Origin of the sequence: Pauljensenia sp. UMB10120 (assembly GCF_030212035.1) — a bacterium.
GTDB lineage: Bacteria > Actinomycetota > Actinomycetes > Actinomycetales > Actinomycetaceae > Pauljensenia > Pauljensenia radingae_A.
Genome location: NZ_JASODH010000003.1, coordinates 177,830 through 202,006, shown reverse-complemented (window position 1 = coordinate 202,006; position 24,177 = coordinate 177,830). Strand labels below are relative to the sequence as shown.

The following is a 24,177-nucleotide window of genomic DNA, read 5'->3' as shown; positions in this document are numbered from 1 at the left end:
GATAAAAAGAATATCGCGTTCGCAAAATACGCTCCGGGTGCGCCGCCACCGCCCGCGCACAGGCGACAATGGAACCAGAAACGACAAGGGAGGCTGCCGCGATGAACACTGCGCCACAAGGACGCTTCAGCACAGCGCGCCTACACCCATCCGCGCGCCGACCCATGTGTCTAGGCGCGGCAGCGTGCGTGAGCGTCGCCCTTGCACTGAGCGCTTGCACCGCCTCAGTCGATCCAACCGCGGTGACCGACCCGTTCGCGTCGAGCCAGTCAGTCGGGTCGGCCGATGGCGCGTCTCCCTCGTCAATGTCGGGCGCAGCAGGCGATACCAGTCAGTCCGCTGATTCGCTGCGCCAGTCGTGGCCCGAGGGTGCCCCTGGGCCTGACGAAGGCCCTGCCGTCACACGCGGATCGGGAACCGTGCGCATCGGCGTGGTAGCAGATAACAAGGCTTCGCTGCCCCCGCGTCTACTTGAGGAATTCACCGAACGCAGCGGCTTCAAGGCCGAGATTCTCCCCATCAGCCGCAGCGGTGAAGCTGGCAGCCTGTTGTCCGCTATTGACGAGGGTGCTCCCGACGTGCTGATGGGACTGGATCCGGCCGACCTGGCCGATCTGGGACTGGAAGATGCAACGGTCTATGGCCGTGATGATGTGTGCACCGCGGTCGATCGACTGTTTATCGAGGCTAATCGCGGGAAAGTTGCCGCCTCCTTTGATGAGCTGGTTAATGACGCGCATGCCGTGCTGTTTACTGTTCCCGACCCGGTGACCTCTGCTGCCGGCAGAGCATTCATGCTGGCAACGGCGAGCGTGAAAGGGGACGAAGCTCCGACCTGGTGGAAGGACGCCGCAAAGCGTGGCGTGAGAATCGACAAGGGGAGCGGCGCGACCGCCTCGTGGAGCGCGCTTGACCACGGGGCACCTGTGAGTGCGGACACCCAGGGGGCGAGTGGCCAGCGCGCAACTGGCGACAGCGCCACGGGCGATAGTGCGGCGGAAGATAGCTCGGCGGGAACTCAAAGCGCGCGCGGCCAGGCGGCCGGATCCCAAGGTAACCAGCCGGGCGCGTCGCGAAGCAACCAAGCAACCTCGTCGCGAAGCAACCAAGCAGCCTCGTCGACAGCAGCGCCGTCCTACTATTCCGTGGTCGCCGCCTCTGACTTGGCGCATGCGCCGCTGCTGGTCAACACCGGCGTCGAGTCATATGGCGCGCTGATCGGTGGGACTTGCGTGAAGCGCTCCGTGTTCGTCGCGCCCTGGCCGGGTGACGAAGCTCCGACCGGGGCTCAAGCTACTGCGGACACCGTTCCCACCGCCGGTGCCCAGCCTACTGGGGGTTCCCAGCCTACTGCTGGGGCTCAAGCTACTGCGGGCACTGTTCCTACTGCCAGCTCCCTGCCTAGTGCCGGGGCGCAGGCGTGGATCGACTTCGTGCAAGGCGCAATGGCACAGCGCATTATGGCGCTTGACGCTGTTGCCTGGCCGGCTGCATGGCCGGGTGACCAGGCGGCCGCTCTGGCAAGCGACAGCGTATTGAGTTGGGTGGCAGCTCCCGTAGATAGCGCGTTGGAACTGAGTGAGGAGCAGTGGTCGGCCTCATCAATCCTCCAAGCAAAATGGGCGGGTGCTTTTGATTCCTGACGGCTTCAGCTCGGGGTGGCTTTCGGTTCCCTGTAGCTTTCAGCGCTTGGCGGCTTTCCCGGCATTGCAATATCGGTGCGGTGCTTGGCCACGGTGCCGATCCGTCCCGAAATGCGTCATGTCGTCAATCGGTCGGCTCTTGTCGCGGCGGGTTGGTTCTTGCCTGGCTGGTTGTGTTGTGGTTCCGGGCGCGGGGTGGAGCAGTGATCGGATCATGGTCTGTGTGCTGCACAAACCCCTAAATCTTAGGCTCCATCGTGCACAAACCCCTAGATCTAAAGCGCTGTGGTGCACAAGCCCCTAGATCTAAGGCGCTGAGATGCACAAGCCCCTAGATCAACAGCGGGCGGGGCCACCCTCGAAAATGAGAATGCCCGGTGACCTGCATGTTCACAAACGCGGTGAAATGGGCGGGCGTTAGATCTAGGGGATTGTGCAAAAAGGAGCGAGAATCTAGGGGAATGTGCACCCGTGGAGGTTAGATCTAGGGGAATGTGCACTCGCGAGAGGTAAACCCAGGGCAGCGTGCGCGCAGGCACGCAGATACCAGGAAGCACTGCCTGCCGGAGAGCTGAAAATGGGGGCGCGAGGCGAGCGAGTCGACAGATCTGAGAGAGTGTCTTGCGCGGGAAAACCGAAACGGGGGCGCGAGGCGAGCAGATGGCGTGGTGCGGTCAGTTTGCGGATCGTGAGTGCGAGAGGGAACGTGAGTGCGAGAGGGAACGTGAGTGCGAGAGGGAACGTGAGTGCGAGAGGGAACGTGAGCGGGTGGAGGAGATACGAGAGATGGGGTGATAGTGACAGAAGGTGCCCCTGCTGCTTCGAAAAACAGCAGGGGCACCGGGGTTACGAATAGCTCAGTCGCTGATCACTCGCAGAGCGATGGGGTCAGCTCTGGGTCGTGGTGTCCGTAGTTACCTCTGACTGGCCCGGCACTGACATGTCGCCACCGTCTGTCGCGCCGCCACCTGAACAGCCCGCGACTGCAAGACCTGCAATGGCCAAAACAGCTCCGATTCGTGCGATCTGTGAACGTGAAGCCATGATGTTTCATCTCCTTCGGTGGGATGATTACCGGATCACCCCTGATCGGAATAACGTTCTCCACACAGTAGCTGGCATCAAATCCATACTCAAGAGTTTTCAGGTAATTCTCAGATTAATGGGGGAATATGCCCAAATTGCGAGACGCGAGCGGCGCAGCGTTTGAGGCTGAGGTGTCCAGCGTTTGAGGCTGAGGTGTCCAGCGCTTGAGGCTGAGGTGTCCACTGCTCCGTTTGCGCGGTGCAGATGCGGACGCGGGGTGTCGAGTTGGATAGCGCGTCAGGCGTTGAACGGCAGAGCAGGTCTGTGCGCACTCGAAGCCCAAGGTCGGGCCGCGCCGCGCGAACAGGCCCACGGGCAGAGTGTCACCCCTCGCCGTGCAGCAGGCTCGGATCAGCCGAACATTCATCACCGATCTTCATCGGTGCAATCGTGCCCTTTCCGCGCTCTTCGAGCAGGCGCTTCACAACGCGTTCGCGCACAGTCCACGGGTCGATCGTGTTGAGGTAGATGCGAGTGCCGCCCTCGAACCCGGCCAATGTGGAGATTCTCCACTTGAGCAAAATCCTCCACCGCATCGGCGTCGACACCCCGGGCGGTCGGTGATACCACTCCTCGTTACATGGCACGTCGACCCCGGTGGCCACGTGCGCAGCATGCAGCAAGTCAGAAACTCCGCGAACCTGCTCATCGGAGGCGTGCCATGGGTTGACCGGCTCGCCCAGCGGCCAGATCGCAATGGTGGGGTAGCGGTGACCAAAACCGGCCAGCGCAATGGCGTGCTCATTCTGCGCAATCAGCAGGCGTCGCGTGACACCGACCGAGAAAATGTCGTCGTATAGATCCGGCTGCGCTCGCAGGCGGGAAAGCTCTGCCTCAGTCTGAACCGCGTGAGAGTCAATTGCGACCAGCTGTTTATGCAGGTGATCGAAACTCGCGCCGGCCGGTTTAAGCCAGTTCTGGAACGCTGCCACGTACTTGACAGCAGGATCCAACCCGTACAGGTCAGCCATCGCGCGGGTAGTGAATGCCGTGTACTGATAGTGCTCCTCCGGGGTGAGGGTGCCAGACCCCGCCAGCTGCGTATTATCCGTCGCGCCATCAACATAGTGTCGGCGCGCAACGATCACGTCGTGACCACCGGAGAAAAACCCGTTCGCCTGTTGGAGCTTTTCTGAATCGGACAGAGCATCGAAGTCCTCCTCGGACATGCCGCCCGCCATCATCCGCGCGCGCACAACCCGCATCACGTGGTCATAGCCTGTCGAGGAAGCCAGGTATTCAGCCATTCGACGGTGCTCAGCTTCAGATGGAACGTGACCGTGGTTGAGGTGCCAGTAGTTGTAGGACACGATTTCGAAGAGGTTTGGGATGCGGCGGAACTCAGCGACAGTCGACGTCAGCTCATCGGCTGGCAGTGCTTCGAGCTGTTTCCAGTTGCCGTCCTCGTCGCGAATCAGACGAGCCTTTTCGGGTGGAGTCTCCAGATAGCGCTGCTCACAGAAGGCGCAGTATTTGCCGTGCTGATCTGGGTCGAGCTGCTCGGGCGTCTCAACTGGCACGGATAAAGGGCGGTGTCCCCGGCCGGGAACGGTCCACACTTCAGTGCCGGACAGCAGGTTCGTCTGTTTGACGGTGCCATCAGCTAGCCGCACAATGGCCCGGTCGTGGGTCTCTTGCTCCTTCGCCATACCTCCTAGCGTAGTCGCACTCGCCCTCATCTGACGGGCCCGGCACAGGCTCGACAGCAATTTCCTGTTCTCTTGCGGCGTATGTTCGCCCTCTCATCAGGGGTAACGAGGCAGACGCCGCTTCGTGGCGGCAGCTCCCCGATTCCATGTATGCGCTCAGTGAATTCAGTGGTGCACTGCTGTCGGGCTATCGTGAGGACGCCGAACATCGGTAGGGTGGAGGCATGGCTCGTGTGCGTTTGTTTGAACCGATTGAAGTGGGAGCGCGCCGCATTGCACACCGCGTGTGGATGCCTCCGATGTGTCAATACTCCGCCCTCCCGTCAGGCCCCACAATGGGGCAGCCGACCGACTGGCATGTGGTGCATTATGGTGCGAGGGCGCTCGGCGGTGCAGCAGCCGTCATTGTCGAGGCGACCGGGGTCGTGCCCGAGGGGCGTATCTCCCCGTACTGTCTGAGCCTGCATTCGGACGAGCAAATCCCGGCCTTTGCGCGCATAGCTGATGCGATCCACGCTGGCGGTTCGACTGCCCTGATCCAACTCAGCCACGCCGGACGTAAGGCGTCAGATCCGGTGGATTGGGCGGTGGAGCATTCTCGCCGCTGGGCACGCCAGGCAGGGCGTGACCTTCCGATCTCGGATCAACGCGACCATGAACTTGAGTGGCAAACCGTTGCCCCGTCGGCCGTGGCGTTCAATGAGCGGTTGGGGACGCCTCGTGAGTTAACAGGCGAAGAAATTGACGGCCTGATCCGCGCGTTTAGTGACGCGGCAGAGCGGGCCATGCGCGCAGGTTTCGACGGCGTGCAGATCCACGGCGCTCACGGCTACCTGATTCACGAGTTTCTCTCACCATTTTCCAACACACGCACTGACAAGTGGGGCGGTGACTTCGAGGGTCGCACGCGTTTCCTGCGCCGCATTGCACAGGAAATCCGTTCACGTATTGGTGACGAGGCCGTCCTGGGCGTGCGCCTGTCGGGCACTGACTGGACGAAGGAATACCCCGAGGATGGTCGCGACGGCTGGACACTGGAAGAAACAGTACGTCTTGCCCGTGAACTGGCACGCCCCGGCACTGAGTTCAGTGCTCACGAAGACGCTCGCGGCGTGGACATGATCAATATGTCAACGGGTGGGAACGTGCCGGATGCCCGTATCCACGGTGGTGTGGGATATCAGGTGTTCGCCGCGGAGGCTGTCCGCACAGGCCTGCATGATGCAGGAATTACCGATGTGCCGGTGTCAGCCGCGGGCCTTATTACGGGAGCTGAGCAGGCTGAACAGGTTTTGGTGGACGGTCGCGCCGACATGATCGAAGTGGGGCGCCCGCTTCTGACTGATCCGATGCTGCCGCACGTATGGGCGGTGCGTCTTCGCTCCGAGATGGCGTGGCCAGATCCGTATCTGCGCGGCACCGCGCGGTACTAGGCCTGAGCTGGCGGTAGCCAGCCTCGTGCCTGACGTGCCAGATTGTCGAGGATGGATGCCGCTTCCGTTGCTCGATCCACGTGAACAAAAAGGTGGTCGTGGTAGTAGCCGGCGATTACGTTGCAGCTGATGGATCGCGATGCGAGCGTCTGGGTGATGGTGGCGGTCATGCCCACTGAATCCAGTGCGGAATGCACGCCCAACGTGATCAGAGCATAGCGTTCGTCCGTCGGCAGGCCAGCCTCGCGCGCATCGTCTTCAGCGACGACAACGGTGATGCCTTCGTCTTCCTGGATTGTTGCGAAAGGCTGTAGCCCTTCGGGAATGGAGTGAACTGACGCAAAGACGTAGACACCCTGTGGGGTGGCGTCAAGCGATGCAAGAACTGAATCAAGATCTTTTAATCCGGACATGTCTTCGACGATACCGATCGCGTCGTCTGTTTGCGAGGGTGTCTCACAATGAAGACCTGCGAGTTGAAGGGACTTCTGTTGGGGGACATTGGCCTGCAATTCGGTGATCGTCACAGTGAGTCATCGACAAGTGCAGCTACTTTTGAAAGTTGAGTCTAGGTGTGTCAACTTTCAGCCTTGAGTGAAAGAGACTCAACTTTGCTTGCGGAGTCACCCTCGTCGATGCAGACTAGAACCATCAAGCGAATAGAGGCTCTGGAAAGAGCCACCAAGGTGCGGTCACGAGGGGGCCGAGAGCCTTGGACAAGTGAAGGAGATTGTTATGGTGACTCGTTTTGATCCCATGCGTGACATGGACCGTATTTTCAACTCAGTGATGCGTGAGGCTCCGGCCAACCCCGGCATGCCGCTGGATTTGTACCGCAGCGGCGATGAGTTCATCGCGAAGATGGATCTGCCCGGTGTTGACCCCTCCACGATTGACATTGACGTGGAAGAGCGCACGCTGACCATCAGCGCTGAGCGTAAGGCGGAGACAGTCAAAGATATTCAGTGGCTCTCTCACGAGCGCCCATCCGGTGCGTTTGCCCGTCAGCTGACACTGGGCAACGGAGTGGCTCTGGACGGAATTTCCGCTTCGTACCGTGACGGTGTTCTGACGCTGACCATTCCGGTCGCAGAAGCTGCCAAACCGCGCAAGATCGCTGTTGCGGTGGAGGACAGTGCTCATGACGAAGCGCAGACCATCGAAGCTGACGCGCGCGACTCCGAGGAAAACTGAGGTCGGCTTCTGCACGAGGAGCCGAAGTGCTGAGGCCAGAAGGCTGCGGCACTGACGCCTTGCTAGGTCGGGGTCCGCATAGATCCGGCGATTAGCGCGGTACAGAACCACCCGCTTGCTGGGATCTGAAATAAGTCCGGCAGGCGGGTGGTTTCTTATGCGGTTTTGCAATTATCGGAAGAGCGTTTCCAGATCGATATCAGCGCCGGTCAGCGTTGCGGTGATCTGGCCGCTGTCCGAGGTCTGCAGTGACGAAATCATGAGCCCGGATGGCAGCGGATCCAGTGGAACGCGCAGATCGTCCAGATTGAATTCCGTCAGCAGGTCATCCAGCGGAAGATTGAGCGCTCCGGCCTGAATGGTGGTGGGCGTGATCACCAAGGATCGACCGTTGTCACCGATCGCCAGTGTTGCCATCGCCGTGACCTGCTGGCCCAGGATTTCCATGCCGAGGCTCACGCCTTCATCGGTGACGCTGACAGTAGCGGGCATTGAGATGTACTGAGGCAGCTGGTCATCGAGGACCTGCTGCAACGAATCCTGATTGACCCGCCCGGTGCCTTCAACCGACTGCGCGTGGTAGGGCGAGGACGTCCCGACATTGTGCACGCTGATGTCGATATCGTTCAGCCGTAACTGGCTCCCGGACACATCCACGTCCCATCCGGGCACATGCACATCCAGCGTCGAAATCGCCCCACCCAGAACCTGCGTGAGGAACGGGATGTCAACAACTGACACGTCAACACCATCCTCGCCGTCAGCAGCGTCCCCCTCGTCCGTGGTTCCCTGAGGGGCAGTGACGGCACCAGGCGCGCTTTCAACCCTGGACGCGAGGTCACTTTCGACGCGGTGCGCCAGGTAGCGGTCTGCACCCACCAGGGCGGCGGCGAGCACGACGATCACTACCAGCGTGATCCACAGGCCTGTGTGCGAACGTGACTTTTCCGGCGCGTAGGGGGGTGGCGCGCTCACAGACGATCCATCACGTCAGGATGAGCACCCGTGCGGCCTTCTTCCCCTTCGTCGAGGGCAGTCACCGCAGCCATCTGCTGATCGGTGAGCTCGAAATCAAAGAGCATCATGTTGGCACGCTGTCGCTCCGGTGTCACGGACTTCGGAAAAATAACATCGCCGCGCTGCAAAGCCCAGCGAAGAGCCACCTGAGCAGCTGACACGTCGCGCTCCGCCTGCTCACTGACCTCGCGCGCGATTTCACTGAGGCGGTCATCAGATGCTGCCCGGCCACGCGCCAGCGGCGACCACGCTTCAGTGATGATCGAATGCTTGTCATCGAAGTCATGCACCTCCTGGTTGAGCAGGTAGGGGTGTGACTCGATCTGGTTGACCATCGGGACGACGCTGGACTGCTCCAGCAGTACCTCCAGGTGGTGTGGCTCAAAGTTGGACACACCAATGGCGCGGGCGCGGCCGTCCTCGTAGAACTCCTCGAGCACCTTCCACGTAGTGACAAAGTCGCCGCCGTAGAGCGTGGGCAGTGGCCAGTGGATCAGGAACAGGTCCACATAATCGGTGCGCAGATCCTTCAGTGACTGTGCGAACGCGGCGCGCGCCACATCAGGCTCGTGGTTGGGGTTGTCCAGCTTGGTCGTGATGAACAATTCTTCACGCGCAACGCCTGACTGTGCCCAGGCCTGTCCGACTTCGGCCTCGTTGTGGTACATCTGTGCCGTGTCGAGATGGCGGTACCCCAGGGCAAGCGCGTTGGACACTGCTTCGACGACATGCTCAGTGATCTTGTAGGTTCCAAAACCCAGCTGAGGAATCGTGGCTCCTGTGGCCAGGGAAAGCGTGGGGATCTGTGGAATGTCTGCCGATGCGGTCGCCATGATGGCTGGCTCCTCTCATGATCTGTCAACATGCTCGGGCACGTGCTCCACTTCAGCTTACGTGCCCAAGCGTCCATTCATGAGCCTATGCGATATCGTCCTCGTCCGTCACTGCTGGGCCCGCAAACTGAGCCTGGTAGAGGCGGGCATACGCGCCGCCGCGTTCCAACAGTTCCACGTGACGGCCAGTTTCCACCACGTCGCCGTCTTCCATCACCAAAATGAGGTCCGCATCGCGAATCGTTGACAGGCGGTGCGCAATGACAAACGAGGTGCGATCCTGGCTGATTTGATCCATCGCCTTTTGTACCAGTGCCTCGGTGCGCGTATCAACCGAGGATGTTGCCTCATCGAGGATCATCAGGTCCGGGTGCGCGATGAATGCACGGGCAATTGTCAAAAGCTGGCGCTCACCGGCCGAAATCTGGTCGTCCTGGTCGGCAACCTTCGTGTCATACCCATTGGGAAGTTGCGTAATGAGGCGATGCGCCGCCGTCTCCTTCGCGGCTTGCCTGACGTCCTCAGGTGTGGAGCCCTCACGCCCAAACGCGATATTCTTCTCAATCGTGCCTTCGAACAGCCATGTATCCTGCAGCACCATCCCCATATGGGAGCGCAGAACATCCTTGTTGATCGTCGAAATATCCACGCCGTCGATCCGAATCGCACCGGAGTCCAGCTCGTAGAAGCGCATGAGCAGGTTCACCAGCGTGGTCTTTCCGGCACCCGTTGGCCCGATGATCGCGACAGTTTGGCCAGGCTGTACCTCCACCGACAGATCCTTGATAACGGGCTTATCTGGCGAATAGCCGAAGCGCACGTGGTCAAAGACGATGTGCCCGCGCACGTGCTCATTTTCTGCCGTGCTTGCCTGACCGTCCCAGGATGTCTGGCTGCTGGCAGCTTCTGGCGTTTCGTCAGTGCCCTCCACATGGGCCAGCGCGAACGAGGACGCCCCGTTATCCGGCTCCATCTCAGGTGCATCGAGGAACTCAAAGACGCGTTCAGCCGAAGCGATACCGGACTGCAGGGAGTTCGCCATCGACGCCAACTGGCCCAGAGGCTGCGAGAACTGACGCGAATACTGGATGAAGGCCTGAACCTGGCCTAACGTCATTCCACCGTTGGCGACCATCAGCCCGCCACCCACGGCGACCACCACGTACGACCCGTTGGACAGTAACCCCATCAACGGCATCATCAGGTTGGAGATGAACTGCGCCTTGAACGATGAGTGATACAGCCGCGTATTGGCGTCGTTGAATTCGTCGGTGAAACGCTCTTCCAATCCGTACAGCGCAACGACCTCGTGCCCCGTCATCGCTTCCTCCACGACGCCGGAAACCTCGCCGGTCGCATTCCACTGCTCAACGAACTGCGGCTGCGCCTTCTTCATCAGGTAGACGGCGATCGCTGCACCGAAGGGAATGATCACCATCGCCAACAACGTGAGCTTCCACGACATCGACACCATCATGGCGACAATGCCAACGACGGTGAGGACTGACTGGAAGAACTGGGAGAGCGTCTGGTTCATGACCTGCGTGACGTTGTCGACGTCGTTGGAGACGCGAGAGATCAGATCACCGCGCGAATGCTGATCGAGGTAGCTCAGCGGCAGCCGTTCGATCTTGCGCTGAATCTCATCGCGCATCCGCCACCCGGCGTTCTGAACGGCAATGCGCAGCAGAATCTCACCGACCAGCCCCACCAACGCTGAGGCGGCGTAGATTGCGCACACCGTCAGCAGGACCTTGCCCAACTGGCTCATGTCGATTCCCTGGCCGGGCACGACGTCCATCGCAGAAAGCATGTCAGCGAAACGATCATGACCCGAGGCGCGCATCGCCTCGATTGCCGCTTCTTTCGAGGGCGCGTCCGCCATCATCTTCCCGATGACGCCGTTAAAGATAATGTCTGTGCCGCGGCCGAGAATCTTCGGTGCAATCACTGACAGAACCACCGATGTTGCAGATGCCAGCAACGTGATGAAAATGATGAATGCATCGGGTCGCAGTGACTTGATCAGGCGTTTCAACGAGCCGGAGAAGTTCTTCGACTTGCCTCCAGGTGCGACCCCGCGGTTGCCGCGAGGACGGTTGGACTGCCCGCCGCGGCGCCGGCGCTGTGGCTGAGAATCAGTGCTCATGCTGCCTCCTCCTCGCTGAGCTGTGAGGCAACAATTTCCTGATACGTCGTACAGCTCTTCATCAGGTCCTCATGCGTGCCGCGACCGGCGATGTGACCATCTTCCAGCACGATGATCGTGTCGGCGTGCCGAATCGACGCGACGCGTTGGGCGACCACCACGATCGCTGCGTTGCCGGTGTGATCAGATAAACCTGCCCGCAGGCGCGCATCTGTGGCGTAGTCCAGCGCGGAAAAAGAATCGTCAAAGATATACAGGTCGGCATCGCGGTACAGGGCACGCGCAATCGACAGGCGCTGGCGCTGACCGCCGGAGAAGTTCGACCCGCCCGGATCGACGTCATAATTCACACCGCCATCAAGCTTGGAGACGAACTCCGTGGCCTGAGCGCCCTCGAGTGCGCGCTCCACCCTGGAAAGCTGCTCGTCTGTCAGGTTGTCGGTTCGTGTCACGTCCAACAAACCGGACACTGTCTGCGCAATGGTGCCGGAAAACAGGTACGCATGCTGTGGCACCATCGCGATGCGCTGGCGTAGCTGAGCCAGGTCTATGTCGCGCGCATCGACGCCATTGACCCGGACAGTTCCGCCTGTGGGATCCATCAGGCGCGGCAACAGGTTCACCAGCGTGGTCTTGCCTGAAGCAGTTGAGCCGATGATTGCAGTTGTCGTTCCTGGTTTCAGAGTGATCGAGATGTCATCCAGGACTGGTGAGAGTGCCCCGTCGTAATGCACGCTGACGTGGTCAAGACTGAACACCCATTGGCCCGGGTCAGGCGCGGTGTCGTGGTGAGAATCCTCGGATGCGGCGGCGTCGCCCTCGTCAATGTGCGTCGCCATGTTCGAGGGGGACTGGGCTTCCGCGGGCGTGACGACTGTGGGAGCTGCGTCAAGAACTTCGGTGACACGGTGTGCGGCGACGCCGGCACGAGGCACCATCACGAACATCATGGCGGCCATCATGACGGCCATGAAGATCATGCCGAGGTAATTGATGAAGGCGAAGAGCGCACCGATCTGCATGTTGCCGCTGTCGATCAGGAATCCGCCGAACCACACCACTGCAACCGATGAGATCGAAATGATCAGCGTCACCGAGGGGAACATGATCGAAAAGAGGATACCGATGCGCAGGTAGACTGACCGTACAGACGCGTTGACCGAGTCGTAGCGCTCGCGGATAAACGGCTGACGCACGAATGCGCGGATGACGCGGATGCCGGTGAGCTCTTCGCGCAGGACGGTGTTCATCGTGTCGATGCGTTTTTGCAGGCGGGCGAACTGCGGTGCGAGGAACGCCATGATGACGCCGACAACGACCGCGAGGATGGGGACGACGACCAAGAGCAATAGTGAGAGGCGTTGATTTTGGCGCACAGCCATCAGGACTCCACCGATGCCGTTAATGGGTGCCTGCACCATGATAAGGAAGGTCATCAGGGTGACCATCTGGATTTGCTGCACATCGTTGGTGGAACGCGTGATCAGGGAAGGGGCACCGAAGTCATGCATGTTCTGAGCGGAGAACGACTGCACATGAGTGAAGAGCCGGTGACGTGCCCAGGCGCCCAGACCCATCGCCGTACGGGCGCCGAAGTAGACAGCGAACGCAGTGGTGACCACCTGGACGAGAGTGATCCCCATCATGATTGCGCCGAGTTTCCAGATCAGGTCAGTGTCACCTTGTGCGACGCCTTCATCGATGATGCGGGCGTTGAGGCTCGGCAGATTCAGTGCGGCTATGGTTGCGATTACCTGCAGCACGATAATGCCGATCACTTCAAGAAGGCGTGTACGCAGATAGCGCCAAACAAAACGAAAAAGCACGCGTTTTCCATTCCATCGAAGTGCGTGACGTTTTCACGCACTCACATATGGTAAGAGACGCTGTGTCATCATGCTCACGATGGCGTTTTTGCGCTGTTGCGTGACCGATGGACATTTCAGGTTAATCGAGTAAACTTCCGACGTGCCCATGTTTACGTCATACAGAACACCTGCGTTTTCACCTGATGAGCTTATTGCAGGTTTTTGGTTGGTGCTCGCCTATGTTCATGCCGGAAAAGTGGCTGAATATGTTGCGAATAATGGTGAACCGACTGAAGCTGTTCCTCTGACCGAGGGTGGCACGCCTCACACCTGGCACGAAATCGACGATATTGTTGAGCCTGTTATCCGTCATCATGGTCTCGACCACCCGGATGAACTTGCGGAGAAGATCGCACAAAACATCGTTCGTACTGTGTGGTGGGTCACACAGGTGAATGACAAGGTGCCTGGTGAGGCCTCTCAGGCGTCGATCTCTGTGGCTGATTTTGACCGCGCCCGCTCGGCTCTGCTGGAAGCCTGGAACGTAGGATCGATCGCCGGAATGGCGCTGTGGCCACCGACCGCCCGCACTGTCGCCACGCGTGTTGGCGATGGCAGGTGGAACACAGCTCTGTCCCGTCTGGGAGTTGCGACGTATTCAGGCAGGCGGGTTGGAGCCACGCGCTTCAGTGATGAGGACATCATGAAGGCGTTGCGCAAATTTAACGACGAACTGCGCGAAGAATCCGGTGAGGAATCCTCCAGCTCGCAGGTGTCGGATCGTCTGACCTATCAGAACTACTGCGAGTGGGCCTCTGAGCAGCGGGCTGCGGGCGAGCGGATCGTGTCAGGCGCCACGATTCGCCAGCGCTACCGGTCGTGGAAAAAGGCACTGCATGAGGCCTTTGAGCAGGAGGGCTGAGCGCGGCGCGGCGTGCTCAGCTGAGCGAGGGTGGCTAACGCCAGCGGATCGATGAGTCGCGTCCGCGCAGGCGATCAAGTTCGCGACGCTCTTTCTTGGTGGGACGACCTGTGCCCTTTTCGCGCCGAGCCACCGGAATTGAGAGGCGGGGCCGAGGAAGCGACAAATTAACGTAGCACTGCCGCGCGATAGGGGCGCCCATCCGTTTAGCCAGGAGGTGACGCACCTCCAGCACGCGATCGAATCCTTCGACGCGCAGGCGGACTTCGTCGCCGACTCTGACTTTCTGTGCGGCTTTCGCTGCCTCACCGTTGACTTTCACGTGACCGGCGCGGGCGGCAGCCGTCGCAGCCGAACGCGATTTCACCTGCCGAGTCGCCCACAACCACGTATCGACCCGCACGAAGAGCTGGTCGCTGAGTGCGCCCGCAGGGATCGGCACTTCCGCGTCAGCAGGATCAGCGCTCTCAGCCGGAAAACCGTATTCAGCATCGTGGTTGCTCATAGACAGATCCTAAAGCGTGAAGAGCCGCTCTACCCTGCGCACCCCGGGCGGGTGGCGGACGACGCACACAGGTGCGAACCAATTGGGATCTGGCCGATGCGATGGCTACGATTGGAACAGGTCACTGTACAGACCTCACGTCAGCAACGCCGCTTCACCATGATGAAAGGACTCGACATGAGCACTCCTCGTATCGTCCACATTGCTACAGATCACGCGGGGCTCGATGCGTCGCATGCGATTCAGGAACACCTGCGTGAGCGCGGATTCGAGGTTCACGACCATGGCCCTCAGACCTACGATCCGCAAGACGACTACCCCGCTTTCTGCATTCACGCCGCGCAGGCCGTTGTCGCAGACCAGCAGGCAGGAAAAGACGCCCTCGGCATCGTGCTGGGTGGGTCCGGAAACGGTGAACAGATCGCCGCCAACAAGGTCGATGGTGTACGAGCCGCCCTCGTCTGGAACGAATCGACCGCGCTGCTGGCCCGCCAGCACAACGATGCGAATGTTGTCGCGCTCGGAGCCCGTCAACACCCCGAGGAGGAAATGATTCACCTGATCGACCTCTTCCTCGACGAGCCTTTCTCCAACGAGGAGCGTCACGTCCGTCGCATCGGCCAAATCAGCCAGTTCGAGGCCGACCGAGCCTGACCTGCGTCACGAGCCACTAGGGTAGATGCATGGCAACTCCTCCTTTCATCCTTGAATTACGCTCCAAAATCGGACACGCACCGCTGTGGATACCAGGGTGCACGGCAGTCGTATTGCGTCCCGCTGCGTCTTCCTCATTGACGAGGGTGACCGGCGCGAGCGTTGACCTGGCTGATATTGAAGTGCTGATGGTCAAGCGCGCTGACAACGGTCAGTGGACGCCCGTGACAGGAATCGTGGATCCAGGTGAGGAACCGGCTGTTGCAGCTGAACGTGAAATCCGTGAAGAAGCCGGTGTTGAAGCGGTTGCGCAGCGCCTCTTGTCGGTGGAGGTCGTGGGGCCTGTGACCTACCCGAATGGTGATGTGTCGAGCTATCTGGACTGCTCATTCGTGTGTGAATGGAAGCAGGGCGAGCCGTGGCCTGCCGATGGTGAAAACACAGAAGCGGCATTTTTCCCTGCCAACGACCTGCCTCCCACTAATGAGCGCTTCCGAACTGCGATTAAGCGGGCACTGTCAGGCAAAAACGGGCCGGCGGTGTTCAATCGGTAGTACTCCATAGGCCCAAAACGTGCAGCTTCTAACCGTTCATAGATAGGACAGTGTAAGACACAGCAACTCCCGCCCGAGGCGTGCAGATTCTCCGTGCGTGCCGGTTATGGGGGATTAGTGGAGAGATCGGGGATTAGTGGAGAGCGCGCTTGGCCAGCAGGGTAGATAGCGTGTGGCACTGTTTCACCGACTGGAACGGCACTTGCCGACAGATCGGGGACGTGGTGAGATTGAGCTCATGGCACATACACCTCAAAAAATCGTCTACAGAGTTGAAGCCGATTGCACGGGAGGTCGCGACGGAGCCGTCACGATTCCGACGCTGGACTTCCAGGCCGATCTGCGTACCCCGGAAAAGATGGGTGGCCCCGGTGGGGGACTGAACCCAGAAGCGCTGTTCGCCGCAGGCTACGGCGCATGTTTTCAAAGTGCGCTTGCACTTGCTGGAAAAGAACTCGGAGTTGACACGTCTGATTCGCTGGTCACCTGCTCGGTAGGCATCGGACCCGAGGGCGAATCCTTCGCTCTGTCAGTCATGATCAATGTTGACATCCCTGGCCTCGACGATGAGACGGTCAAGCGCGTGGCGACTCGCACGCACCAGCTGTGCCCGTATTCCAAGGCCATCGCTGACAACGTTCCGGTTCAGATCACAACCGGCCAAAAGTCGAAGTAAGGTCTTGTTCTTGTCAGTTCTCTAACTGTGTGTCAGGTGCGGGCTGCAGCGCGTGAGCTGTAGCCCGTACCTGTTGTGTACGTCCATTTTCATTGACCCAACTGTCGATCTCGATCGACTATAGGGCGAGGGTGTTGCAACCCTGCCACTGTTTGTGCAGGTCAAAAGCTCTTTCCGGCACGCGAATCAGTCGACGCGTCGTCCAAATCGACAGTTGGGGACAAGAGGGGGAGTGGAGACAGCCGGGCGCGAGAGGAAGCTGGAGGAAGGCAGCTGGGAGCCAGAGCGCAGGGCGCTGCGCAGAGCGCTTTCGTGCCTCAGGCTCCGCGCCAGTAGGCCTCCAGAATTGCACTGAGCGATTCAAGGTCGGCGACGTGGCTCATTTCGCGAGCCGAGTGCATCGACAGTAAACCGATCCCGACGTCAACCGTGCAGATTCCCAGACGGGTAGCCGTGATCGGTCCAATTGTCGTCCCGCACGGCATCGCATTGTTGGACACGAAATTCTGCCAGGGGGCGTCAGCTGCCTGAGCCGCGCGTTTCCACAACGCGATCCCGGGAGCATCAGAGGAATACCGGCGGTTGGCGTTCAACTTCAACAGTGGTCCGCGGCCCATCACCGGGCGGTTGTCAGGGTCGTGCCGATCAGCATAGTTGGGATGCACGCTGTGCCCGGCATCAGCAGAGATGCACGATGAGGCGGCCATCATCCGAGCCGTCCCGTCAAAGTCTCGACCCAGGCTCGCCGCCGTGCGACGCAGAATGTCTTCGAGGAACGGCCCGGCCGCCCCCGAACTGGTTGACGATCCTACTTCCTCATGATCAAAGCAGGCGAAAATCAGTACATCGTTGCCGCTGATGCCGTCAGCCAGTAGGCGCTCTATTGCGGTGAGGCCGCTGTGCACCGATGACAAATTATCCTGACGGCCAGCAGCGACAAACTGTCCGTGCGATCCGAAGACGGCAGGCCCCTGCGAGGGAGTCAGGATTAGATCAAAGGATGCGATCTGATCGGCGTCATCCAGATCGACCGTTTGAGCCACGAGATCAAGGACCGACGCGTCGTCCTCGTCAACAGTCCATACGGGCTTCATATGTTGCTGCTTGTCGAGCACAAGGCCCTTGTCACTCACTGTACGGTCCAGGTGGATGGCCAGCTGCGGGATGCGTGCGAGTGGGCCGGTTGCGACCAGGCGCTGCTCGCCGCCTTGCGTGAGAATGCGTCCAGCGATTTTGAGTTCGCGATCCAGCCACGAGTTCAGCAGCATTCCGCCGTAAATCTCTGCGCACAGTTGCCCCCACCCGTCGGCGGTGGTGGCCTGCACAGACGGCTTAAGCACGAGAGCAGGGGAGTCGGTATGTGCGCCGACGATGCGGAACGCAGACGAGTCAGTGACAGACTCGGGGATCACATACGCAATAACGGCACCGTCGCGGACAACCACGTGTCCACCCGGTGCTGTATCCCACGTGTCAGTTTCGCGCTGGCGCACGCACCCCGCATCCTCCAAACGTTGAGCAATGAGGTCAGCGGCGTGGTACGAGGACGGGGAATCGCTCAGAAAAGACAGATAATCGCAGGTAAAGGCACTGGCCGTCGCCGTGCCGGCAGGTTTCACGTTGGACATGACTCCATGGTAGGCGATGGAACAACGCCGGTGGAGTCGCCCTCGTCAATCCTGCCGAACGAACAGGCGACAACCAGTAAGGAGCTGCGTCGCAGTGTGTTCGAGGCGACGCGAACCGCCGTCGAACACGCGAGTGAGGCTCAGGAGTTCAGCTTGTCGGCGATCTCGACTGTGCGGCGAGCCATGTGGTCGAGCGCAGCCAGTGTTTCCTCCGAACGCGTGTCGGTGTTCACCCGCTCAGGAATGACACGCGCGATCGCTCGTCTGGAAAAGCTTGGCCTTGTTGAGCGCACCCCGTCACCCTCGGACAAACGATCAATGCTGGTGTCGTTGACGCCCGAGGGAAAGCGCACGCAGCAAGAAGCCGCTGTCATCACTCAGGAGCACGGCGCTCAGCTATTCGGTGCAGTCGCCACTGCCGATGAACGTCGCCGCGTTGAGCAGATTGGTCTGGATCTGCGCGCAGAGATGGGGGCGCGGCAAAGTGAAATGATTAAACAGGAAGACGAGGACGCCTCGCCGTGCGGCCGCTGATAATCTACTTGCCGGCAAAGAACCGCTGACGAACTACTTGCCGGCGGAGAAGCGGTACACGTTCGTCTCGCGCAGCTCGAAACCGCACCGCTTGTACAGGCGGTTAGCTGCTTCGCGCGAGGGACGCGATGTCAGGTCAATCGTGCGTGCGCCAAGCTCCTGGGCAAAGTCAACCGCTGCTTCAACCAGCTTCTGGCCGGCACCTTGGCCGCGCGTACTGCCGTCAACGACCACATCTTCTACCCAGGCGCGCAAACCGGTGGGAATCGTGAAAGTAGCCAGCGTGAGCATTCCGGCGATCTGACCGGCGGCTAAATCGCCGGTTGCCTCATCGGTGCGGTAGATAAACAGGTGGACACCGGGCTGGGCAATAAAGTCGCGGATGGCGCCTTCTTCCATCGGTGCTGATGAGCGGGATAGCTGAGGGATGAGCAGCTTCATTGCTTCGGTCAGTTCGGGCGAAAAATCATCGACGCGTTCGATCGCCATGAGGCCTCCTGTGGGTTGCGCAATCTCCCTAGCATTGTGACACGATCAGCCACCGATGCGTGCGCGTGACGCTCGGGCAGGTGTCGGTAATCCGCCGCATACGTGATGACTGTGGGCGATATGCAGCAATCAGAGATGCGAAGCGGCCCTTCTACTGGGCGATGCTCGGTTCTTCGTGTACGCCCTGATCCTGGTGTACACGCAGGTTCTTCAGACAGAAGATGCAGTACACCACCAAGAGCACAACGCAGAACGACACAAGCGCTGCGTTAAAAGCTGTCTCAGTCATCGACAAGGAGGAAGCAGCATCGGCGCTCGTCTTTTCGATGACGGCCAGAGAATTATTCAGGCTGTGGAAGATGACGCACGGAATCAGACTCTTACCGTTGTAGAACAGCAATACAAGGGTGAAGCCGACGGCGATCGCAAAAATGATCTGCATGAGCGTATTCATCAGTGGCGCGCCATTGAGCAGGTTGACGATATGCCCCAGTCCGAACGTCAACGACGATACGACAATCGCTGCCATCAAATTGCTTTTCGCCATTGCCAGGAAAAGGAATCCTCTGAAAATGACTTCTTCCAAAAAGCCGGTGCACAGCATGCTGATGATCAGGAAAAGAGTTGGCGCAGGGCTGTACATGAAGTGGAAACCCGTGATCAGTCCGCTTGTGGCAACGATCAGCAGGGGAATGAAGAACCAGGCTTTACTTGAGGGGTAGGGCGGTTTGATGAGCCCGTACTTTCTCGCCAGGCCATTGGAGATAATCCAGTACGCAAGAATTGCGACAAGTGCGATATGGAAGATCGCCGGGATCAGCGCTGTGACCCCGATCTGATCGGTGACTTGCTGCGCAACGAGGGTCCCACCGACGTAGAGGACAATCATGACGATTGCGAACGTCATTTCACTTTTCTGATACAACGCCTTCATCGTGACGCCTCGTTTCGTGGACGCGGGGATCGAGGAGCTGAACGACCTCACGTATGAACCTGAAAGAGCATGACATGAAGTTCTCACAAAGCCGCTAATCTCACTGGTGTTTTCATTGTATCCAGCGCGAATCAGGCCGTCGGTAACAAAATGATAAATGCGCGTCGGCTCATGTGGATGGGGAAGTCGTATCGCTCCTTGTGGGATTGTGTGTATCTCAGGAGGCGTCCGCGCTCCTATCGAGCAGAATTGAGCAGTCAAACGTGTTTCAAGCAGGCCCGTTCCCTTATCGTATATCGAGCAAACTTTCGCTCTTAACATCTTTCAAGCAAAACCGCACACTCGACATGACGGGTGTGCGCGAACATGTCAAAAATGCGTCCCAGACTCACTTGATACGACGGCATGCTCGCAAGATCCTCAACCAGTGTTGCCGGATTACATGACGAGTACACGATGTGGTGCGCTCCGCACCCGTTGAGCCACGTCGCAAGCTCCTCACCCAGCCCGCGTCGGGGAGGGTTGACCACGATAGCATCTGGAACCGTGCGTTCGGACTGCTCTTGCGCCCACTTGGTCGCATCCGCCGCAATGAAACGCGTGCGCGCACGCATGCCTGCCACCTCCAGGTGCTGCGCAGCGCTCTTCGCAGCCTCGACAGCATCGCCGGAAATCTCCACGCCCGTCACATCCTGGACACCCCCGGCTGCAGCATTTAACGCAAACCCGCCCACGCCGCAATACAGATCCCACACGCTGCGAGCATCTACATCCGTCAGCCAGCTCGCCACCTGCATGTACAGTGCTGAAGCCACCCGCGTGTTGGTCTGAGTGAAGGAGCGCGGCCCAACCTGCAGTCGCGTCCGTCCAACCGTCATCGGCAGTGTTACCTCGTCGGTGAGGACGTACTCATCCGGCCCTTCGACCAATGCTGCGTGCGTGGGATGAATGTTGGCCGTCACCACTCGAATGGTCGGCACCGCCTGTCTGATTGCATCAAGATGAGTGCGCAGAGTCGACATGTGGCGGCGCGAGCGCAACACGAAGCGCACCATTAGTTGTCTGTCATCGCCTGCCGTCACGATGACGTACTTAAGGTCGCCTCGACGCCGTTTGACGCTGTACGGTTCGATGCGCATGCGCTCGATCAAACGGGCAAGTCGGGGGAGCTGATCGCGGATTGCAGGCACGACGATCGGGCAGTCTCGCAGGTCCTGCACGTTCAAATCCGCCCCCAGTATTCCCAGCCGCATGTCCGAGGGTGTCCCTCCCGCCACGAGTTTTACCTTGGAGCGAAAATCCTTCTGATGCGATGCAGCAGGTGCCAGCCACTGCAGATCGGGCGTGCCGAATTCGGTGAGGGCGCGACGAACCTTCGCATCCTTGTCTGCAAGTTGACGTTCGTACGGTGTGGGTAGCAGGGTGCACGAATGGCACAGCCCGGCCTCGAAATACCCACATTGCATAGGGGAATTGTGTCACGGTGCCTGCGAGGGTGCCCGATCGCAAGGTGATGTGTCCGGAGGCTGTGTCGGCTTGCTCACATGTGACGAGGGAATAAGCCTCACCGCGATGAAGTTGAGCATATTAGACTCAAGTTTGAGGACGTAGGACTTGCCATGACGTCATCCTCCCTCTAAACTTGAGTGCAACAGACTCAACTTGGAAGGATAGATTCAATGGCACGAGCAATTGGCATTGACTTGGGAACAACGAACTCCGCTATTGCGGTGTTGGAAGGTGGCGAGCCCACCATTATTGCCAACGCCGAAGGCGCGCGCACCACTCCCTCGGTCGTCGCATTTTCAAGCACCGGCGAAGTCCTCGTCGGAGAACTGGCCAAGCGGCAGGCCGTCACAAACGTTGACCGCACCATCTCGTCAGTCAAGCGCCACATGGGCACCGACTGGAAAGTGTCCATCGACGATAAGGATTACACCGCGCAGGAAATCTCCGCGCGTATCCTCGGCAAACTCAAGCATGACGCGGAAGAATACCTCGGTGAACCGGTGACCGATGCGGTCATCACCGTCCCCGCATACTTCTCTGATGCGCAGCGTCAGGCCACGAAGGAAGCCGGCCAGATCGCCGGACTGAACGTTCAGCGCATCGTCAACGAGCCAACCGCAGCAGCTCTGGCGTATGGCCTGGAAAAAGGCAAGGAAGATGAACTGATTCTGGTCTTCGACCTTGGCGGTGGCACGTTCGACGTGTCCCTGCTGGAAATCGGCAAGGATGATGACGGCTTCTCCACCATTCAGGTGCGTGCAACTGCCGGTGACAACAAGCTCGGTGGTGACGACTGGGATCAGCGCATCGTTGACTGGCTCATCCAGCAAGTCAAGTCCAAGTCAGGCGCTGACCTGTCGAAGGATACCGTCGCGCTGCAGCGCCTCAAGGAAGCAGCCGAGCAGGCCAAGAAGGAGCTGTCCTCGGCCTCGACCACGAACATTTCACTGCAGTACCTGTCGATGACGGCTGACGGTCCTATCCACCTGAACGAATCGCTTTCGCGCGCCAAGTTCGAGGAAATGACCTCTGATCTGCTTGACCGCACGAAGCAGCCGTTCCACGACGTGATTCGTGACGCAGGTATCCAGGTCTCCGACATTGACCACGTTGTGCTGGTCGGTGGCTCCACCCGTATGCCGGCAGTGGCTGAAGAGGTCCGCAAGCTGACCGACGGTCGCGAACCGAACAAGGGTGTCAACCCCGACGAAGTTGTGGCAATCGGCGCAGCCCTGCAGGCCGGCGTCATCCAGGGCGACCGTAAGGACGTTCTGCTCATCGACGTGACCCCGCTGTCCCTCGGCATTGAAACCAAGGGCGGGTTCATGACCAAGCTGATCGAACGTAACACCGCGATCCCGACGAAGTCCTCGGAGCTGTTCTCCACAGCGGAAGACGGCCAGACATCCGTGCTGGTTCAGGTCTACCAGGGTGAGCGCGAGTTCGCCCGCGACAACAAGCTGCTGGGAACCTTCGAACTGGGCGGCATCGCCCCGGCACCTCGCGGCAAGCCGCAGATCGAGGTCACCTTCGACATCGACGCCAACGGCATCGTGCACGTCTCCGCAAAGGATCGTGGCACAGGCAAGGAACAGTCGGTGACCATTACCGGTGGATCTGCCCTGCCTAAGGATGAGATCGACCGCATGGTGAAGGAAGCTGAAGCGCACGCCGCCGATGACAAGAAGCGTCGTGAGGAAGCTGAAACACGCAACACGGCCGAGCAGAAGGTCTACATGACCGAGAAATTCCTCAAGGATGACGGCGACAAGGTGTCAGAAGGTACGCGCAACGAGGTCCAGACGGATATCGACGCGGTCAAGAAGGCGCTCGAGGGTGACGACATTGAAGCAGTGAAGTCGGCTATGACCAAGCTCGACGAATCATCACTGAAGATCGGTCAGGAAATCTACGCCGCGCAGCAGGCCGAGGGTGACCAGGCCCAGGCTCAGGCAGACGGTCCGCAAGCCGGCGCCGGCCAGGCAGATGCATCATCGAGCGATGACGACGTCATTGACGCTGAAATCGTTGATGAGGAGGACGACGACAAGTGAGTGAGACACCGATGAACGACAAGAGCCAGACCGGGCCCTCCGAGTCTGATCCGCGCGTGTCGCCATCGGGTCCCACCGACCAGAACGCGTGTGCATCCGGCAAACAGTCAGATGCACACGCCGAGGGCAACGGCACCGGCAGCGCCTCACAGCATGGCGCTGCCGCCCGTGAGGCCGATGCGTCGCACACAGGTGATGCGTCTGAACCAGCAGGCTCAGCACGCGAAAACTCAGATGCAGACGATTCAGCTTCGACCGCCCCTCGCGATGGCACCACGTCCAATGAATCTGACGGCACCTCCGATGTCTGCGCAGACGATGCAAACAGCGAATTGGCTGATGGCGCCAATGCTGCGCCAGCAAGTACCGACGATATGTCCGCATTTGAGGATGATGTCGAAGATACCGAGCTGGCCAAGGCAATGGCACGAATCGGAGAGCTGGATGACGACCTGGCTCGGGCACGCGCCGACCTGTACAACCTGAACCAGGAGTACGGCAACTACGTGCGCCGTTCCAAGGAAGCTGCATCCGCCCACCGCGTGAGCGGTCAGCAGGAAGTGGCAGAAGCGCTGATTTCCGTCCTCGATGATATTCACGCAGCGCGTCAGCACGGCGACCTCGAAGACGGACCTTTCGCAGCGATCGCTAACAAACTTGAAGAAGTTCTCAAGAGTCAGTTCGCGATGGAACGCTACGGCGTGGAAGGGGACGACTTCGACCCCTCGCTGCACGAGGCGCTGATGGCACAAGCCAGTGAGGATGTCGACCACCCTGTGATCGGCCAGGTTCTGCAGCCCGGATACCGCATGGGTGAGAAGGTTCTGCGCCCCACGAAAGTGATGGTTCACAACCCACAGTGACACGTACAAGGACGGGCATTAACCGATGCCCACGAGAAAACGA

General features: G+C 59.7%; 22 protein-coding genes. 10 read left to right on the top strand and 12 right to left on the bottom strand.

Annotated features, from left to right (window positions below; all coding sequences use genetic code 11):
• Window positions 1-101 precede the first annotated feature (101 nt).
• Window positions 102-1,643: a type 2 periplasmic-binding domain-containing protein gene (locus tag QP093_RS04350; RefSeq protein ID WP_285014942.1), complete on the top strand. Its 1,542-nt coding sequence runs from the start codon at window positions 102-104 to the stop codon at window positions 1,641-1,643.
• A gap of 888 nt (window positions 1,644-2,531) precedes the next feature.
• On the opposite strand, the gene QP093_RS04345 is transcribed toward QP093_RS04350, so the two are convergent.
• Window positions 2,532-2,687: a hypothetical protein gene (locus tag QP093_RS04345; RefSeq protein WP_285014939.1), complete on the bottom strand. Its 156-nt coding sequence runs from the start codon at window positions 2,685-2,687 to the stop codon at window positions 2,532-2,534.
• A gap of 365 nt (window positions 2,688-3,052) precedes the next feature.
• On the bottom strand, window positions 3,053-4,378 hold the full coding sequence (locus tag QP093_RS04340; protein WP_070727727.1) for a DUF4921 family protein: 1,326 nt from the start codon (window positions 4,376-4,378) through the stop codon (window positions 3,053-3,055).
• 224 nt (window positions 4,379-4,602) lie between these two features.
• Between QP093_RS04340 and QP093_RS04335 the strand changes: the two genes are divergently transcribed.
• Window positions 4,603-5,811, top strand: a complete 1,209-nt coding sequence (locus tag QP093_RS04335; protein ID WP_285014936.1) for an oxidoreductase — start codon at window positions 4,603-4,605, stop codon at window positions 5,809-5,811.
• Here the strand turns inward: QP093_RS04335 and QP093_RS04330 are convergent.
• Window positions 5,808-6,338 carry an ACT domain-containing protein gene (locus tag QP093_RS04330; protein ID WP_285014935.1) on the bottom strand — a complete coding sequence of 177 codons (531 nt, stop codon included), beginning with the start codon at window positions 6,336-6,338 and terminating at the stop codon, window positions 5,808-5,810. The two genes, QP093_RS04335 and QP093_RS04330, sit on opposite strands and share 4 nt — an antisense overlap.
• 208 nt (window positions 6,339-6,546) lie before the next feature.
• Here QP093_RS04330 and QP093_RS04325 point away from each other — a divergent pair, with 208 nt between their 5' ends.
• Window positions 6,547-7,005 carry an Hsp20/alpha crystallin family protein gene (locus tag QP093_RS04325; protein ID WP_285014932.1) on the top strand — a complete coding sequence of 153 codons (459 nt, stop codon included), beginning with the start codon at window positions 6,547-6,549 and terminating at the stop codon, window positions 7,003-7,005.
• A gap of 171 nt (window positions 7,006-7,176) precedes the next feature.
• Here QP093_RS04325 and QP093_RS04320 read toward each other — a convergent pair whose 3' ends face one another.
• From QP093_RS04320 to QP093_RS04305, 4 genes are all read right to left on the bottom strand, one after another.
• On the bottom strand, window positions 7,177-7,980 hold the full coding sequence (locus tag QP093_RS04320; protein WP_285014929.1) for an LmeA family phospholipid-binding protein: 804 nt from the start codon (window positions 7,978-7,980) through the stop codon (window positions 7,177-7,179).
• Window positions 7,977-8,855 (bottom strand): aldo/keto reductase, encoded by an 879-nt coding sequence (locus QP093_RS04315; RefSeq protein ID WP_285014927.1) that lies wholly within the window; start codon window positions 8,853-8,855, stop codon window positions 7,977-7,979. The genes QP093_RS04320 and QP093_RS04315 overlap by 4 nt, the downstream gene beginning before the upstream one ends.
• 85 nt (window positions 8,856-8,940) lie before the next feature.
• Window positions 8,941-11,004: an ABC transporter ATP-binding protein gene (locus tag QP093_RS04310; protein WP_285014924.1), complete on the bottom strand. Its 2,064-nt coding sequence runs from the start codon at window positions 11,002-11,004 to the stop codon at window positions 8,941-8,943.
• Complete coding sequence (locus QP093_RS04305) at window positions 11,001-12,830, bottom strand: ABC transporter ATP-binding protein (RefSeq protein ID WP_285014921.1); 1,830 nt, start codon at window positions 12,828-12,830, stop codon at window positions 11,001-11,003. The genes QP093_RS04310 and QP093_RS04305 overlap by 4 nt, the downstream gene beginning before the upstream one ends.
• Window positions 12,831-12,972: 142 nt before the next feature.
• On the opposite strand from QP093_RS04305, the gene QP093_RS04300 reads away from it, so the two are divergent.
• Window positions 12,973-13,734: a hypothetical protein gene (locus QP093_RS04300; protein WP_285014917.1), complete on the top strand. Its 762-nt coding sequence runs from the start codon at window positions 12,973-12,975 to the stop codon at window positions 13,732-13,734.
• A 34-nt stretch (window positions 13,735-13,768) separates the two neighbouring features.
• On the opposite strand, the gene QP093_RS04295 is transcribed toward QP093_RS04300, so the two are convergent.
• Window positions 13,769-14,239 (bottom strand): RNA-binding S4 domain-containing protein, encoded by a 471-nt coding sequence (locus QP093_RS04295; RefSeq protein WP_285014914.1) that lies wholly within the window; start codon window positions 14,237-14,239, stop codon window positions 13,769-13,771.
• Window positions 14,240-14,416: 177 nt separating this feature from the next.
• Here QP093_RS04295 and QP093_RS04290 point away from each other — a divergent pair, with 177 nt between their 5' ends.
• From QP093_RS04290 to QP093_RS04280, 3 genes are all read left to right on the top strand, one after another.
• Window positions 14,417-14,893: a ribose-5-phosphate isomerase gene (locus QP093_RS04290; protein WP_285014911.1), complete on the top strand. Its 477-nt coding sequence runs from the start codon at window positions 14,417-14,419 to the stop codon at window positions 14,891-14,893.
• Window positions 14,894-14,922: 29 nt separating this feature from the next.
• Complete coding sequence (locus QP093_RS04285) at window positions 14,923-15,447, top strand: NUDIX hydrolase (RefSeq protein ID WP_285014908.1); 525 nt, start codon at window positions 14,923-14,925, stop codon at window positions 15,445-15,447.
• A 238-nt stretch (window positions 15,448-15,685) separates the two neighbouring features.
• Window positions 15,686-16,123 carry an Ohr family peroxiredoxin gene (locus QP093_RS04280; RefSeq protein WP_285014904.1) on the top strand — a complete coding sequence of 146 codons (438 nt, stop codon included), beginning with the start codon at window positions 15,686-15,688 and terminating at the stop codon, window positions 16,121-16,123.
• Between the two features lie 317 nt (window positions 16,124-16,440).
• Here QP093_RS04280 and QP093_RS04275 read toward each other — a convergent pair whose 3' ends face one another.
• The gene (locus QP093_RS04275) at window positions 16,441-17,751 is read right to left on the bottom strand and encodes a M18 family aminopeptidase (protein ID WP_285014901.1); all 1,311 of its coding nucleotides are present in this window, start codon (window positions 17,749-17,751) and stop codon (window positions 16,441-16,443) included.
• A 6-nt stretch (window positions 17,752-17,757) separates the two neighbouring features.
• Between QP093_RS04275 and QP093_RS04270 the strand changes: the two genes are divergently transcribed.
• Window positions 17,758-18,285 carry a MarR family winged helix-turn-helix transcriptional regulator gene (locus tag QP093_RS04270; protein ID WP_285014899.1) on the top strand — a complete coding sequence of 176 codons (528 nt, stop codon included), beginning with the start codon at window positions 17,758-17,760 and terminating at the stop codon, window positions 18,283-18,285.
• A gap of 33 nt (window positions 18,286-18,318) precedes the next feature.
• Here QP093_RS04270 and QP093_RS04265 read toward each other — a convergent pair whose 3' ends face one another.
• From QP093_RS04265 to QP093_RS04255, 3 genes are all read right to left on the bottom strand, one after another.
• Window positions 18,319-18,774, bottom strand: coding sequence for a GNAT family N-acetyltransferase (locus QP093_RS04265; protein ID WP_285014897.1), 456 nt, complete (start codon window positions 18,772-18,774; stop codon window positions 18,319-18,321).
• Window positions 18,775-18,925: 151 nt separating this feature from the next.
• Window positions 18,926-19,708 (bottom strand): CPBP family intramembrane glutamic endopeptidase, encoded by a 783-nt coding sequence (locus QP093_RS04260; RefSeq protein WP_285014895.1) that lies wholly within the window; start codon window positions 19,706-19,708, stop codon window positions 18,926-18,928.
• A gap of 314 nt (window positions 19,709-20,022) precedes the next feature.
• Complete coding sequence (locus tag QP093_RS04255; protein WP_285014892.1) at window positions 20,023-21,174, bottom strand: RsmD family RNA methyltransferase; 1,152 nt, start codon at window positions 21,172-21,174, stop codon at window positions 20,023-20,025.
• Between the two features lie 213 nt (window positions 21,175-21,387).
• Here QP093_RS04255 and dnaK point away from each other — a divergent pair, with 213 nt between their 5' ends.
• Window positions 21,388-23,271, top strand: coding sequence for a molecular chaperone DnaK (dnaK, locus tag QP093_RS04250; protein WP_285014890.1), 1,884 nt, complete (start codon window positions 21,388-21,390; stop codon window positions 23,269-23,271).
• Window positions 23,268-24,134, top strand: a complete 867-nt coding sequence (locus QP093_RS10100; protein ID WP_502929376.1) for a nucleotide exchange factor GrpE — start codon at window positions 23,268-23,270, stop codon at window positions 24,132-24,134. The genes dnaK and QP093_RS10100 overlap by 4 nt, the downstream gene beginning before the upstream one ends.
• Window positions 24,135-24,177 lie beyond the last annotated feature (43 nt).